The sequence below is a fragment of the Geothrix sp. PMB-07 genome, assembly GCF_030758935.1.
Classification (GTDB): Bacteria; Acidobacteriota; Holophagae; order Holophagales; family Holophagaceae; genus Geothrix.
Genome location: NZ_CP132333.1, coordinates 1,836,992 through 1,850,771, shown reverse-complemented (window position 1 = coordinate 1,850,771; position 13,780 = coordinate 1,836,992). Strand labels below are relative to the sequence as shown.

Sequence of the window (13,780 nt, the reverse complement as noted above, 5' to 3'; positions counted from 1 at the left end):
CTAGCGCGAGTGTGGATCAGCGAGGAAAGCCTGAGGATCCAGGCCCGTGCGCTGCAGAAAGGTTTCGGCCAAACTGGGCGCGCCCGAGCTGGCCTCATCGAGATACATGGCTTCCACGCGATGCATGGGCAGGAAGCGGGTACTGAGGGCCACCTGCTCTGCCTCACCCCTGCGCACCAGGCCGAGCACTTCCTCCCAGGGTGTCAGGTCGAGGCCACGCAAGGCGATGCCGGGCGCCTCCAGGCCCAGAAGACGGCCCCAGACGCGCTCCCTCGGCTCCCGAAGGATCACCACCACCAGGTCGCCGGTTTGAAAGGGCATGGTCAGGAGCATGGTCGGGTCTCCGCGGGGATCGTCACAGGGCCGGTCCTTCAATGACGAGCCGACCTTCGGTGAAGCCCTCCATGGCCCAGCGAGGTCCCTCAAACCCCACGCCGCTGGCCAGCACACCGCCAAAGGGCGCCGCGTCCAGGCGGAAGGTCGGGGGCAGGTTCAGCAGCACACCGCCCGCCCTCAGGGTCGATTCCGCCAGCCGCAGGTTCCGCTGGTCGCGGCTGTAGGCGCTGGCCCGCAGGCCGAAGCGCGTGGCGGCCGCCAGCTTCAGGCCTTGCTCGAAGGAATCCACGGGCGTGAGAATGGTCACGGGTGAGAAGGCCTCCTCGCACTGCAAAGGATCGTCCTCGGGCAGACCGGTGAGGATGGCTGGAGGCAGCAGAGCGCCCTCGCGCCGCCCGCGCAGCAACACCTGCGCACCCGCCGCCACGACGCGATCCAGCCCCTCATCCACCCGCCGGGCCGTGGCCTCGTCGATGAGCGGGCCCACCACCGTGGCTGGATCCATGGGATCCCCCACGGGCTGAGCCTGAACCGCCTCCACGAAGGCTGGGAGGAAGACTGCCCAGGATTGGCGGTGCACGTAGATCCTTTGAGCCTTGCAGCAGCTCTGACCGGCGGCGGCCACCGCCGCGGGAGCCAGCTGGCGGGCCACGGCGACCGCATCGACCTGCTCATCCACCACCACAGCCGCATTGCCGCCCAGTTCCAGCAGCAGGCGCTTGCCGGCCAGGACCTGTTCCAGGTGCCGGGCCACCCGCTCTGATCCTGTAAAGCTCACCACGGCCACGCGCGCATCCTGGGCCAGCCTCTCCGCCGCCGCAGGATCCGCCGAAGCGAGCTGCATGAGATGCACCGGAGCCGCCGCCTGGATGCGCGCCGCTTCAAACGTCTCCCACAGCAGCCGCGAGGTATGGGGCGCCTGGGGACAGGGTTTCCAGATCACACTGCAGGCCGCCGCCAAGGCCGGGGCGAGCTTGTGCATGGCCAGATTCACGGGGAAGTTGAAGGGCGTGATGGCCAGTACAGGGCCCACGGGGTAGCGTCGCAGGGTCGCCCGGCAACCCTCCGCACCCGCCATCAGGTCGTAGGGAATGGCCTCTTCACCGAAGGTGCTCAGCGCCTCGAGGGTGGCCTTCAAGGTGGCCTCTGCCCTCGCCACCTCGGCCCGGGCCAGGGTGATGGGTTTGCCTGTTTCGCGGGTCACGCTCAGCGCCAGTTCCTCCCGGATGACGGTGAACTGATCCAGCCAGGCCTCCAGCAGCTGGCGGCGCCGGAGGCGTGGGGCATCTTTCCAGGCCCGGAACGCCCGCAGCGCATGTCCCGCCACCCCCTCCAGCTCCTTCGCGCCCATGGCCTCCATCTCCGGAAAGATCCGCCGGTCTCCCGGCCCCGGTTCCAGCATATCCGGGGCCTCCGAAGCCACGCAGGAAACCCGTCACAACACCTGGACTGGAATTCACGCCAGGGCGTTTCCTGCCGATGTCGAGGAAATCCGCCACCCAAGGGACCAGCGATGAGCCTGACCCTCCATCAAGACCCCCAATCGTCCTTGATCCGCCTGGAGGGCACGTTCACCTATGAATCGCACACGGCGTTCCGCGCAGCCACCCAGGCCCTCCTGGACCGGCCTGGAACCCAGCGGTTGCTGCTGGACATGTCCGCCCTCGCCTACATGGATTCGTCCTCGCTCGGCATGCTGCTGCTCCTGCGGGAAAAGGCCGAGGTGAAGGACATCAAGGTGGTCCTCATCAAGCCGTCGCCCATGGTCATGACCATCCTCAAAGTGGTCCGTTTCGGAAAGCTGTTCGAGATCCAGGAGGAGTGAGGCTTCCCCAGCGGTCTGCGTTTCTCGCGACCTGGGAGTAGGATGGAAGCCTGGAGTTCCCCATGACCAAGCCGCTCGTCCCCGCTGACCTCCTGAAGTCCGTTCAGGCCGCGGACAAGCCCGCCGCCAACACCGCCGGTACCAAACCCAAGGCCAATGCGGGCCCCAAGCCCGTGGTGCGGGCATCCACCAAACCCCAGGGCAAGAGCAGCGTGACTCACACCCGCATGAGCAACCGCGGGAAATAACCGACTACCTCAGGAGCCAGGCCACCAGCAGGGCCGCCGCCAGGGAGCCGCCCAAAATGGCGGCCAGGCGCTGGCCGAAGGCTCGTCCGCCGGAAATCCAGGCAAAGGCAGCCTTGGCAAATGTATTGGCACCGATGGCCAGGATGATGGCCAGCACGGCCGTGGTTGCCGACAGCCCCACTTCCCGCACCTGGCTGCTCACGGCCAAGGTGATGGGATCCACATCCGCCAGCCCGGAAACGCCCGCAGCGATCAGCAGGCCGCGGTCGCCAAACCAGGCCCGGGCCGCCGCCGACACCAACAGCACTGCCGCCAGCGCCAGGCCCCAGGCCATGGCCCGCTTCAGGTGGAACGGATTGCGCACGGGCATTTCCCCGCCGCCGACCCCCGCCGCGGTGCCGGAGGCCCGGTAGATCCCATAGCTGGCGCCCAACAGCACCAGCACCATGGCCCCCATGGGCAGGAGCAGCGGCTTAGCCAGGGCAGCGCCGCCGATCACGCCCGCCAACATGGTCACGCGCAGGCCCATCACGGCACAAGCCAGCATGACCGCCACCTGGCCGGGCCCCCTGAGCGAGGCATCCTCCCGCGCCTGCCGGGACATGGTGACCGTCACCACCGTGGAACTGATGAGTCCTCCGACGAGGCCCGTCAACGCCGCGCCGCGCCGCGAACCCAGAACGCGGTTGAGGGCGTAACCCAGGAAATCCACCGCTGCGATGAGCGCCACCATCCAGCCCACCTTGCGGGGGGAGAGCACGCCCCAGGGATCCAGCGCCCGCGAGGGCAGCAGGGGCAGCAGGATGGCGAAGACGATGAGCAGTTGGATGGAGGCGGTGAGATCCTCCCGTTGCAGTTTGGGCACCCAGGCGCGGATCCAGGGCTTGGAGAGCAGCAGCAAGGTCACGATCACCGCCACGGCCACGGCCAGCAGGGCGTTCTTGGTGAGCAGCATGCCCAGCAGAGGCGCAGAGAGTGCCGCGATCTCGGTGGTAAGGCCGCGATCCGCCGAACTGGTCTCGTAGTAGAAGAGCCCGATCATCAGCGCGGCCAGGGCCATCACGGCGATGGGCATGGCCGGGTTCTCGCCTCCCACCTTCACGGCGATCCAGCCCAGCAGCGTGAGCAGGGCGAAGGTGCGCGCCCCCAGGCTGCCATGCAGGGCCGTGGCCTGCTGATCCGATTCGCGGCGGTGGAAGGGCTCCTCGTGGCCTTCCTGGCTGCGCTCAAAGCCGCTGCGCTCCCGCTCCAGGCCCATCATGAGGCCCACAGCCACGGCCAGGACTGCTTCCTTCAGGGTGGATATATCCAGGCTCAGCATGCCGCTCCTCATTCCTCTAATCGGCCAGATTCCAGATCTGGATGGAACTGGTGTGTTTCAGCACTTCGGCCACCAGTTCGGGCGCCGCGCTACCAAAACTACGAGCGCGGAAGACGCCGCCTCCCGGCAGATGGATGACGTGCACCGAGGCTCCCCCCGGAAAGGCCGGGTGCTGGGCCAAGGGCCGGGCCAGCGAATCCAGATCCAGCGCTTCCAGCCAGCCCTGCGGCAAGGGTTCCATGCGCGCCCCAGGCACCAGGGCGCCCACCTCCCGGGCCTGGAGCAGCACCAGGTGCCAGGCACCTCCAGGTGCGTGCCCCTTCCAGCAGAGGAAGGGTGGCAAAGTACCAAACCCGATGCCCCCTTTGCGTGCCACGGGCCAGGCCCGCAGAGAGGCCACGCCCGCCGCATCGGCGGCATCCATGGCCAGGACCGCCAGGTCGGGCGAGGCAGGGGGGATCCAGGGTTCCACGCTCAGCATCCCGTCGAGCATCGCATATCGGGTAGGCTGGGGCCCATGTGTACGACGCGACAGGTTGAAAGGCCCCGAACCGATCCAGGCAAATGCCCCGGAGGACGACGATGAGCCCCAGGCCCGTCATCGCCACCGGCCAGCAGATCGGGGCCGGGTGGAGCCCTGCCCTGTCCGTGGCCAAGGCCCTGGCCGCCCTGGCCGAGGCCCGCCGCACCGGCGCCGAAGCCGTCTACTGGATGGCCGACGAGGACCACGACCGCGCAGAGGTGGCTTCCGTGGTGGGCTGGGCCGAAGGCCGACTGATCCGCCACCGGTTCCGCTTCGATGCCCGCCTCGGCACCGCCACGGGCTGGCTGCCCTGGGAAGCCACCCATCAGACGGAAGCGACTCGCCTCTGGGGGCCTCTTCTCGAGCCGCAAACCCCCACGCTGCGCGGCCATGCGCTCGCTCTGGGCCAGCCCCTCTGGGACCGGGGCCTGCGCCCCTTCTCGCCCACCGATCCCGCCGTTCGCGAACCCATCCAGGCTGAGCTGGAACGCTGGCGGACCTTGAACCTCGAAGACCTGCTGGCGAAGCAGGCTGATGCCCTCGAGGCGAAGGGCGCGCCCCTGCCCTTGGATCCCCGGGTGCAGGCCGCCTGGTTCTCCTTGGATCCCCGTACAGGCCGCAGACAACGACTCGAGCCGGGCGAAGCCCTTCCCGAGGGCCACTGGCTGAGCCCTGGCGCCGCGATCCGCCCCCTCATGCAATCCCTGCTCCTACCCGTGGCCGCCGTAGTGCTCGGCCCCTCGGAGCGCGCCTACTGGCGGCTCTGCGAGCCCCTCTGGGAACGCGTGGAGCTCGTCGCCCCCAAGATCCTGCCCCGGCCCAGCGTCTATGTGGTGCCCAGGGGCTTCACGGTCAAACCTGACCAGCTGGACGCCCTGAAGATGGGGGCCTGGGACCGCCTCGCCGGCTGGCCCGGCCCCCTGCCCACCCAGCGTTTCCAGCTGGTAGAGCCCGATCGCGCTTGGCCCGCGCCCCTTCAGGATCGGTTCATGAAGGAGCAGACCCGCAGCCGGGAGCGCCTGAACAAGCTGGATCACCGCCTGCACCGCGAAGCCGCTGTGACGGCACTGGGCGGCGATCCCGAGCAGCTCAGACAAAGCCTCTTCCCCTTCGGCAAGGCCCAAGAGCGGGTGATTCCCGGCCTGCCCTGGCTGCGCAGGGGCCACCTGATCGACACCATCCTGGATCGCATGGATGGCGCCTCGCCCGTGATCCTGGTGGAGGAACCATGAGCCCCCAGCCTTTGCTCCACGGCCTCGATCTCCTGGCCCTGGGGGCCCATCCCGACGATGTGGAAGTCCATGTGGGCGGCATCCTGGCCCTGGCTGCGGATCGAGGTTTGAAGGGCGCCATCCTCGACCTCACCAGCGGCGACCTGGGCACCCGGGGCACCGCGGAAACCCGTCGCCTGGAAGCTCAGAAGGCCGCTGAGCTCCTCGGCGTTCCCCGCATCGTGCTGGATTTCCCCGATGGCCGCTTCACGGAAGAGGAGGCTTATCGAACCCGACTCATGGGCGAAATCCGTCGCTTGCGGCCCCGCATCCTCATCCTGCCCTCGCCTGAGGACCGCCACCCCGATCACCGTCGCGCCCACCGCCTGATCCGGGAAGCCTCCTACTATGCGGGCTTGAAGCGGTATCCGTGCGAGGGCACGCCTTGGCGGCCCGAGGCCCTGGCCTGGGTGGGCGGCGAGAACCCTGGCCAGCCCGACCTGCTCGTGGACGTGAGCGCCGTGTGGGAACGCCGCATGGCCGCCTTCGACGCCTTCGGTTCGCAGTTCACCGCCGATCCCGCCCAGCCCGTCACGCGCATCGCCCACCCCGCCTTCCGCCGCGGCGTCGAGGGCCGCGCCATGCATTGGGGCTCGCTGCGCCTATGTGCCTGGGCCGAGGCCCTGTGGTGCGAGAAGCCCGTTCCAGCGGCTTTGATTCAGCTGCTCTCCCAATTGGAATCCCCTGCGTGAACCGCTTCGAAGCGGATCTCCTCGCCCAGATTCAGCGCCGCGGAGACAACGTCAGCGGGCGGGTGCTGGTGGCCTGCTCCGGCGGCGGGGATTCCGTGGCCCTCCTCGTGCTGTTGTGGAGCCTCCGCAGGAGCCTGGGCCTGGAATTATCTGTCGCCCATGCAGATCACGGGTTGCGGCCTGAATCCCCCGAGGATGCGGATTTCGTGCGACAGCTTTGCCGCGCCCTCGACTTGGATTTGGCCGAGGCGAGCCTTGGCGTGCGCGCCCACGCCGAAACGCAGCGCATCGGCCTGGAGATGGCGGCCCGGGAGCTGCGCTGGGATTGGCTGCGCCAGGAGGCACAGCAGTGCGGCGCTTCGACGGTGGCCACCGGACACACGCTCGATGACCACAGCGAGACCGTGCTCCTGCGGCTGGCCCGGGGCGGTGGCCTCGGCAGCCTCCATCCCTTGGCACCGAGGCAGAACCTGCGCTGGTCTCCGCTGATCGAGCTGCGCCGCGCAAACCTGCGGGGGTACCTTGTGTCCCGCAACCTTCCCTGGCGGGAGGACGCCACCAACGCCGAACCCTTCACGGCCCGGAACCGCTGGAGGCCGCTCCTGGAGGATCTGCGCCAGGAGGCACCGGAGCTGGACCGCCACCTCTTCGAGACCCACCTTCAGGCTGCGGAAGCCGAAGGTCTCGCCCACGCCCTCATCGCCAGTTGGGAAGGCAGCCGCTGGCGCATGGAAGGGAACGGGATCGCCCTGAAACAGGAAGCCTGGACCGAACCCGAGGTGCGCTGGACCCTGGACACGGCTTTCCGGCGCCTCGACTGGCCCCGAGAGGCTTCCCTCCTCCGCGGCCTGGCCCCTTGGTTGTCAAAACGTCTAATGCAAGGGGGAAAACCGGCCTCCTGGGGGAATTTCCACCTAAACCCTGAACCATCGGATGGGTATCTGCATCTAAGACAAGGACCGCTGCCTTCCCGGACCGAGTAAACTGGAGGGCCACCTGGGCCCCGGCCCCAAGGAGTGACCCTTTGAATTCCATGATGAAAAGCGTGCTGGTCTGGTTGGGGATCATCGTCCTCTTGGTTCTGGCCTTCCGCCAGATCCCCCAGAACAACCGCCAGGTTGAAGTGCCCTTCTCCACCTTCTACACCGAGGGTGTGGCGGGCAGATACAAATCTGTGACCCTCTCGGGCTTCGACATCGAAGGCACGTACAAACAGCCCGAGAAGAACGCCAAGACCGGCGAGGTCATCGAGAAGTTCCGCACCGTGGCCCCGCCCATGCAGGATCTCGGCAAGGTCATCCTCAGCTGGAAGACCGAGGGCCAGATCGAGGAGTTCAAGGCCGCCAAGCCCAGCGAGAACAACTTCGCCTACGTGCTCATGTTCTGGGCGCCGCTGCTGGTCTTCGTGGTGCTCTGGTTCGTCTTCATGCGTCAGGCCCAGATGGGCGGCAACAAGGCCCTGAGCTTCGGCAAGGCCCGCGCCAAGGGCCTCTCCAGCAGCGCCAAGCGCATCACCTTCGCCGATGTCGCCGGCTGCGACGAGGCCAAGGAAGAGCTGAAGGAGATCGTGGAATTCCTGAAGGACCCGGCCAAGTTCCTGAAACTGGGCGGCAAGATCCCCAAGGGGGTGCTGCTCATGGGCCCTCCGGGGACCGGCAAGACCCTGCTGGCCCGCGCCATCGCCGGTGAGGCCAAGGTGCAGTTCTTCTCCATCTCCGGTTCCGACTTCGTGGAGATGTTCGTGGGCGTGGGCGCCAGCCGCGTGCGCGACCTCTTCGAGCAAGCCAAGAAGAGCGCGCCCTGCATCGTGTTCATCGATGAAATTGACGCCGTGGGCCGCCATCGCGGTGCCGGCCTGGGTGGCGGTCACGATGAGCGCGAGCAGACCCTGAACCAGCTGCTGGTCGAGATGGACGGCTTTGAAGGCAACGAGGGTGTCATCCTCATCGCCGCCACCAATCGCCCCGATGTGCTCGATCCCGCCCTGCTCCGCCCAGGCCGCTTCGACCGCCGCGTGGTGGTGGACCGCCCCGACGTGAAGGGCCGCCACGAGATCCTGAAGGTGCACACCGCCGACAAGATTCCTCTCAGTCCCGATGTGGATCTGGAAGTCCTGGCCCGCGGCACGCCCGGCTTCGCCGGCGCCGACCTGGCCAACCTCTGCAACGAAGCTGCCCTCACCGCCGCCCGCGGCAACAAGAAGTGGGTGGAGATGCACGACTTCGAACAGGCCAAGGACAAGGTCTACATGGGCGCCGAGCGCCGCAGCCTCGTCATGACCGAGGAGGACAAGCGCATCACCGCCTACCACGAAGCCGGCCACACCGTGGTCGCCGCCGTGGTGCCCCAGAGCGACCCCCTCCACAAGGTAACCATCATTCCCCGGGGCCGCGCCCTGGGCGTCACCTGGCAGCTGCCCATCAAGGACCGCTACAACACCACCCGCGAGTACATGGAAAGCCGCATCGCCATCGCCATGGGCGGCCGCATCGCCGAGGAAATCTTCTTCAACCAGCTCAGCACCGGTGCCTCCAACGACATCCAGCAGGCCACCGACATGGCCAAGTCGATGGTCATGGAGTACGGCATGAGCGACAAGCTGGGCCCCCTGAACTTCGGCGGCGGCCAGCACGAGATCTTCCTGGGCCGCGACTTCACCCAGCACCGTGAGATCTCAGAAGACACGGCCCGCATGATCGATTCCGAAGTACATGAGTTCGTCATGCGCAACTACCGCAAGGCCAAGGCTGCCATCGAGAGCCACCGCGACCAGCTGGTGGCCATCGCCGAGGCCCTGCTGATCCGCGAGAGCCTCGACGGCAACGACATCGACATCCTCATGAAGGGCGGCACCCTGCCGCCGCCGAAGCCCGGCGCCACGCCCACGGCGCCCGCCACCGTGGAAGAAGGCCCCGCCACAGATTCCGGGCTGAATCCAGTCCTCAAGCCCGCGTGAAGAACACTTCGTTTAATTGGGGACCACTCCTGAAGGGTGGTCCCCTTTTCATGGGCATCCTCAATCTGACTCCGGATTCCTTCAGCGACGGCGGCCAGTTCAACGACCTTGAAGCCGCGCTCGTCCAGGCGCGAACCCTGGTGGATTCAGGGGCGGGCATGCTGGATTTGGGCGCTGAAAGCACCCGTCCCGGTGCCGCTCCTGTGGATGCGGATACGGAATGGAGTCGTCTCGAACCGGTCGTGGCCGCCTTGAAGGAGCAGCTGCCTGGCCTTCCCCTGAGCTTGGATACCCGCCATGCTGCCGTCGCTGCCCGGGGACTCGAAGCGGGAATCGATGTCATGAACGATGTCACGGGCTTCTCTGATCCCGACATGCTGGAGCTGGCGCGGCGGTCCGATTGCGGCCTCATCGCCATGCGCAGTCGCCTGGCAGGCCCCGGCTTCCACATGCCGCCCTACGACGACCCCTCCTCGCGGGATGCGGAGAAGGCCATCGCCGAGCTTCGGACGATCCGGAACAGGCTTCAGGAGGCGGGCATTGAGGATGGCCGGGTGTTGCTGGATCCCGGTTTCGGATTCGGCACCACCTTTGAGGAAGACCAGGCCCTGTGGGGGGCCCTCCCGCGCCTGCCAAAGGCCCTTGACTGGCCCGTGGAGCGTTTTTGCATCGGCATCTCCCGCAAACGATTCCTGGCCGCCCGGGCTGGCACACCCGGCCTGCCACCGGCCCAGCGGGACGCTCTCACGGCCATTGCCCATGCGGAAGCCTCCAAGTGGGGCTATCGGGTCTTCAGGACCCACGCTCTCGGCTAATCTGTAGGCATGAGCCTTCGATACTTCGGAACAGACGGCATTCGTGGCGTGGCGCTGCGCTCCCCCCTCACCCTGGAGGAGGTTTCCCGCTGGGGCGCTGCCTGGGCCCAAGTGGCCCGGCAGGCTGGTGTGAAACAGCTCGTGGTGGGCTGGGATCCCCGCTCCAGTTCAGGCCCCATGTCTGAGGCCTTCATCTTGGGCGTGGGCCTGGGCCTCAAGGTGCTCGTGCTCGGCATGGCCCCCACGCCCGCCGTGGCCTGGAACGTGGCCAAGCTGAGCGCCGCGGGAGAGAAAACCTGGGGCCTCATGATTTCCGCCAGCCACAACCCGCCTGAGGATAACGGTCTCAAGGGCTTCAACGAGTTGGGTGAAAAGCTGGAGGAGGATCAGGAACTCGCCATCGAGCAGGCCTTCGAGCATCTCAGCGAACCCACCACCATCTCGGCGCCTTCCACCGCGCTTTCCCTGCAGCCCTACCTCGATCACCTGGAAGGCATCACGCTTCCCGAAGATTTCCATGTGGTCATCGACTGCGCCCATGGCGCCACGGCGGAGGCGGCACTCGAGCTGTTCAAAGGCGGTGACATCCACTGGATCGGCGTGCCCGCCGATGGGCCGAAGATCAATGTGGGTGTGGGGTCCACTCACCTGGAGTCCCTGGCCGCCACCGTGGTGGCGCGGGGCGCGCAGCTGGGCATCGCCTTTGATGGCGACGGTGACCGCTGCCTGCTGGTGGATGGCACTGGAGAGGAGGTGGATGGCGATCAGATGGTCTGGCTGCTGGCCCAAGACCGTGTCGCCTGCGATGATCCGCCGCCCGGCGTGGTGGGAACTCTGATGACCAACGGCGGACTCCCTCAGGCACTGAGCCAGCTGGGAGTCCCCTTCGTGCGCACCGCCGTGGGCGACAAATTTCTCCTGCGCGAAATGGCCAAGCGCAATTGGGATCTGGCCGCCGAAGCCTCAGGCCACCTCATCCAGAAGCGGGTGGGTCCCAGCGGCGACGGGCTTGCCGCCGCGCTGGCCATCCTGCGCGCGCTCCTGCACCGCCCCACCGACCGGCGCTGGGCCTGGACCTTCCGCCCCTGGCCCCAGCGCCTCGTCAACGTGAAGGCCCGGGACCGCAAAGCCGTGGAAGCCTGCAGCAACCTGGTGTCGGCCATGGCCAGCATCGACGCGCGCTGGGGCGAGGGCGTGCGCCAGGTGGTGCGGTGGTCCGGCACCGAACCCAAGCTGCGCCTCATGGTGGAAGCCCAGGAAGCCGCCTGGGTGGATCAGGCCCTGGCCGAGCTCGAGGCCGCCGCCCGCCGCGACCTTTCGCTCGCCTGACGTGGCCCCCGACGTTCGCCGCCCCGTGGATCGCTGGCTGGTGCTCTTCGCACTGGCCCTGGTGGCCGTGGGCATGGTGTGGATCTACTCCGCCTCGGCCATCAAGGCCTCCCAGAACCACGCGGCGGCCACCGCATTCCTCACGCGCCAGCTCATGGCCGGCGGCATCGGCATCGCCTTCATGCTGGCCCTGTCCCAGGTGGATCTGGCCACGCTGCAAGACCATCCCAAGCCCCTTATGGCCACCTACGGCGCCCTGGTGATCCTCCTCGCCGCGGTGCTTGTCATCGGTCCTAAGATCAACGGCGCGCACCGCTGGCTGAGGCTCGGCCCCATGAGCCTTCAGCCTTCCGAACTGTTCAAGCCCGTGTCGGTGCTGGTGGTCTCGGCCTGGATGATCCGCAACCGTGAAGCCTGGACCAACCATCGGGACGCCCTTCCGAAACTGCTGGGCCTCGCGGGCATCCTGATCGTGCCGTTGGCCCTCATCCTCCGGGAACCCGATTTCGGCACCACCTTCCTCATCGTCTTCGTGGCCCTGATGGTCGTATTCCTGGGGGGCGCGCCAAAATGGATCTTCGCCGTGGCCATCCCTGTGCTGGGAGCCCTTGGCACCGCCTTCGTGGTGCTCTCGCCCTACCGCCTGGCGCGCGTGACCAGCTTCCTCAATCCCGAAGCCGATCCCCTCGGCAAAGGGCACCAGGCCCTGCAGAGCCTTGTGGCCGTGGGCAACGGCGGCTTCATGGGCGTGGGCCTGGGCGGCGGCAAGCAGAAGCTCTTCTACCTGCCCGAAGCTCACACCGATTTCATCTACGCCGTCATCGCCGAAGAGGCGGGTCTGATTGGCACGGTGGCCATCCTGGCGCTGTTCGTCGGCATCCTCTGGCGGGGCTACCGCATCGCCCGCCGCGTGGGCGACAGCTACCTGAAGCTCTGCGCCATGGGGTTCGTGCTGCTGCTGGTGGTGCAGGCCCTCATGAACATGAGCGTGGTGTTGTCGCTGGCGCCCAACAAGGGCATTCCCCTGCCCTTCATCTCCTTCGGTCCCAACAGCCTCATCGCGAGCCTCATCTGCCTGGGCCTGCTGCTCTCCATCAGCAAGGAAACGTCAGCCTAGGCGTGTGGGTTCTTCATCATCCTCGTCGATGAGGATGATGTTCGAGCCGCCCCCCAGCAGCACGGCGTCTTCGTACATGTTCTTCAGCTTAGGCTCGAAGCGCTCCGCCTGGGCGAGGCGCGGGTCGGGTTTCAAATCGAAGCCGGTTCGCATCAGTCCCTGGATGTCGGCGAAGTCCAGACCAAGCACCGCACTGAGCGCCTTTAGCGGGTTCAGGGCCTGCCAGGCGCCCAGGGGCGTGGAAAAACAAAGCGCGCCTTCTTCCCAGCGAACCTCGAGCAGGAAGGCGCGAAGATCCATGGATGCACTCGCCTTCGAGGCCTCCCGCTCCCAGGGCCAGGTTTCCGCCTGAAGGAAACCTGCGAGAGCCGATTCCACTGCCAGACGTTGAGAAGCAGGGACTGGCCAGCGCCAGTGGGCCCGCAGCGCAAGATCCAGAAGATCGGACGCGCAGGTGGGGAGTTCGTCCCAGCGGTGGATTCGCAGCCCCTCGGGCAAGCGGTGGTTCAAGCGCTCTGTCAGAGTCGCTGGATCGCCCTGTGGATCCTGCTTCAGCACGACATCCAGGTTCTCGGCTGCGCCACTGACACCGGACTGCAGGGAAAGCCCCAGGCTGAGGAGGGGGCGCGGCCGCTTGGCAAGATCGAGGGCGAGTCTCATGCCTTCGAGGCGGAAGGCCTGCAGAAAGATCGCGTGCAAATCCCCATCGTCGAAGCCGATGGCTTCCTGCAACTTGGAGAACTGCAGTCGCAGACGCGTGCGTCGCGTATCGAGTTGCCAACGGGCACTCCGCCGCTGCCGAGCCTTCGCGGCCAAGGGTGACAGCAAGGCGTCGAAGTTTTCCATGAGGTTCTTGTCGAAGCTGCCACGGCGGAAAGTTCGCAAAAGGTCCACGGCCTCTTCAACCAGTTCGGCAGCTTGCAGTTCCGCGCAGATGGATTCGGAATCCACAGCGTGGGAATCTTCCAGCACAGCGCGCAGTCGCTGCAGGGGCTTTGGTTCCAGGCTGGGCCCGCGATCTTCCATGTCCTGAAGTGCAGCCTGCAGGCGGGCTTGGCGGGCCAGCGCCTCAGCGGGAATGGAAGGATGATGCGCAGCGGATCTCACTTGTCCAGCATAGTGATCCAGCACCGCAATGGCACAAAACGGTTCGGTGTCTTCGGCAGAAATCGGGAACCATCCCACCAGGAACAACTCGGGCGCCGGACGATTTCCACATCCATTGTGGGAAGCCCGCGGTGGAAACGGACGATCTCCTTTCAGCACAAGCCACTTGAGTCTCTGCCCAGTTTTGGTGGCAGGTGCGGATGCAAATCCTGATTGACAGGCACCACTGGGCTGGTTCTC

At 66.8% G+C, this 13,780-nt stretch carries 14 protein-coding genes; 9 read left to right on the top strand and 5 right to left on the bottom strand.

Translation table 11 applies throughout. The features are described 5' to 3' along the window. The gene (locus Q9293_RS08270; RefSeq protein ID WP_306251921.1) at positions 1-333 is read right to left on the bottom strand and encodes a hypothetical protein; all 333 of its coding nucleotides are present in this window, start codon (positions 331-333) and stop codon (positions 1-3) included. Between the two features lie 22 nt (positions 334-355). Then, positions 356-1,738, bottom strand: a complete 1,383-nt coding sequence (locus Q9293_RS08265) for an aldehyde dehydrogenase family protein (RefSeq protein ID WP_306251919.1) — start codon at positions 1,736-1,738, stop codon at positions 356-358. 111 nt (positions 1,739-1,849) lie between these two features. Here Q9293_RS08265 and Q9293_RS08260 point away from each other — a divergent pair, with 111 nt between their 5' ends. Together Q9293_RS08260 and Q9293_RS08255 are read left to right on the top strand one after the other, a co-directional pair. Beyond that, positions 1,850-2,161: an STAS domain-containing protein gene (locus tag Q9293_RS08260; protein ID WP_306251917.1), complete on the top strand. Its 312-nt coding sequence runs from the start codon at positions 1,850-1,852 to the stop codon at positions 2,159-2,161. A 62-nt stretch (positions 2,162-2,223) separates the two neighbouring features. Beyond that, the gene (locus Q9293_RS08255) at positions 2,224-2,409 is read left to right on the top strand and encodes a hypothetical protein (RefSeq protein WP_306251915.1); all 186 of its coding nucleotides are present in this window, start codon (positions 2,224-2,226) and stop codon (positions 2,407-2,409) included. 4 nt (positions 2,410-2,413) lie between these two features. Here Q9293_RS08255 and Q9293_RS08250 read toward each other — a convergent pair whose 3' ends face one another. Together Q9293_RS08250 and Q9293_RS08245 are read right to left on the bottom strand one after the other, a co-directional pair. Further along, entirely contained in the window at positions 2,414-3,730 is a 1,317-nt protein-coding gene (locus Q9293_RS08250; RefSeq protein WP_306251913.1) for an MgtC/SapB family protein, read from the bottom strand. A gap of 16 nt (positions 3,731-3,746) precedes the next feature. Continuing rightward, positions 3,747-4,202, bottom strand: coding sequence for a hypothetical protein (locus Q9293_RS08245; RefSeq protein WP_306251911.1), 456 nt, complete (start codon positions 4,200-4,202; stop codon positions 3,747-3,749). 110 nt (positions 4,203-4,312) lie between these two features. On the opposite strand from Q9293_RS08245, the gene bshC reads away from it, so the two are divergent. From bshC to ftsW, 7 genes are read left to right on the top strand one after another with little or no spacing between them, the layout of a single operon-like run. Beyond that, a complete protein-coding gene (gene bshC / locus Q9293_RS08240) occupies positions 4,313-5,485 on the top strand; it encodes a bacillithiol biosynthesis BshC (RefSeq protein ID WP_306251909.1) in 1,173 nt (390 codons plus the stop codon). Beyond that, positions 5,482-6,216, top strand: coding sequence for a bacillithiol biosynthesis deacetylase BshB1 (gene bshB1 / locus Q9293_RS08235; RefSeq protein WP_306251907.1), 735 nt, complete (start codon positions 5,482-5,484; stop codon positions 6,214-6,216). Before bshC ends, bshB1 begins: the two co-directional genes overlap by 4 nt. Next, the gene (tilS, locus tag Q9293_RS08230) at positions 6,213-7,199 is read left to right on the top strand and encodes a tRNA lysidine(34) synthetase TilS (RefSeq protein ID WP_306251905.1); all 987 of its coding nucleotides are present in this window, start codon (positions 6,213-6,215) and stop codon (positions 7,197-7,199) included. The genes bshB1 and tilS overlap by 4 nt, the downstream gene beginning before the upstream one ends. 41 nt (positions 7,200-7,240) lie before the next feature. Beyond that, a complete protein-coding gene (gene ftsH, locus Q9293_RS08225; protein WP_372342179.1) occupies positions 7,241-9,172 on the top strand; it encodes an ATP-dependent zinc metalloprotease FtsH in 1,932 nt (643 codons plus the stop codon). A gap of 50 nt (positions 9,173-9,222) precedes the next feature. Next, positions 9,223-9,987, top strand: coding sequence for a dihydropteroate synthase (folP, locus tag Q9293_RS08220; RefSeq protein ID WP_306251900.1), 765 nt, complete (start codon positions 9,223-9,225; stop codon positions 9,985-9,987). 9 nt (positions 9,988-9,996) lie between these two features. Continuing rightward, complete coding sequence (gene glmM / locus Q9293_RS08215; protein ID WP_306251898.1) at positions 9,997-11,316, top strand: hypothetical protein; 1,320 nt, start codon at positions 9,997-9,999, stop codon at positions 11,314-11,316. Position 11,317: 1 nt separating this feature from the next. Then, the gene (gene ftsW, locus Q9293_RS08210; RefSeq protein ID WP_306251896.1) at positions 11,318-12,433 is read left to right on the top strand and encodes a putative lipid II flippase FtsW; all 1,116 of its coding nucleotides are present in this window, start codon (positions 11,318-11,320) and stop codon (positions 12,431-12,433) included. Here ftsW and Q9293_RS08205 read toward each other — a convergent pair. Beyond that, positions 12,425-13,540, bottom strand: a complete 1,116-nt coding sequence (locus Q9293_RS08205; RefSeq protein WP_306251894.1) for a TIGR03936 family radical SAM-associated protein — start codon at positions 13,538-13,540, stop codon at positions 12,425-12,427. The two genes, ftsW and Q9293_RS08205, sit on opposite strands and share 9 nt — an antisense overlap. Positions 13,541-13,780: the final 240 nt, after the last annotated feature.

What these genes read in the sequence shown, in the direction of transcription:
- bshB1 (WP_306251907.1), top strand. Translation starts at nt 5,482, where the DNA reads ATGAGCCCCCAGCCTTTGCTCCACGGCCTCGATCTCCTGGCCCTGGGG.
- Q9293_RS08265 (WP_306251919.1), bottom strand. Translation starts at nt 1,738, where the DNA reads ATGCTGGAACCGGGGCCGGGAGACCGGCGGATCTTTCCGGAGATGGAG.
- bshC (WP_306251909.1), top strand. Translation starts at nt 4,313, where the DNA reads ATGAGCCCCAGGCCCGTCATCGCCACCGGCCAGCAGATCGGGGCCGGG.
- Q9293_RS08270 (WP_306251921.1), bottom strand. Translation starts at nt 333, where the DNA reads ATGCTCCTGACCATGCCCTTTCAAACCGGCGACCTGGTGGTGGTGATC.
- glmM (WP_306251898.1), top strand. Translation starts at nt 9,997, where the DNA reads ATGAGCCTTCGATACTTCGGAACAGACGGCATTCGTGGCGTGGCGCTG.
- Q9293_RS08255 (WP_306251915.1), top strand. Translation starts at nt 2,224, where the DNA reads ATGACCAAGCCGCTCGTCCCCGCTGACCTCCTGAAGTCCGTTCAGGCC.
- Q9293_RS08250 (WP_306251913.1), bottom strand. Translation starts at nt 3,730, where the DNA reads ATGCTGAGCCTGGATATATCCACCCTGAAGGAAGCAGTCCTGGCCGTG.
- Q9293_RS08260 (WP_306251917.1), top strand. Translation starts at nt 1,850, where the DNA reads ATGAGCCTGACCCTCCATCAAGACCCCCAATCGTCCTTGATCCGCCTG.
- folP (WP_306251900.1), top strand. Translation starts at nt 9,223, where the DNA reads ATGGGCATCCTCAATCTGACTCCGGATTCCTTCAGCGACGGCGGCCAG.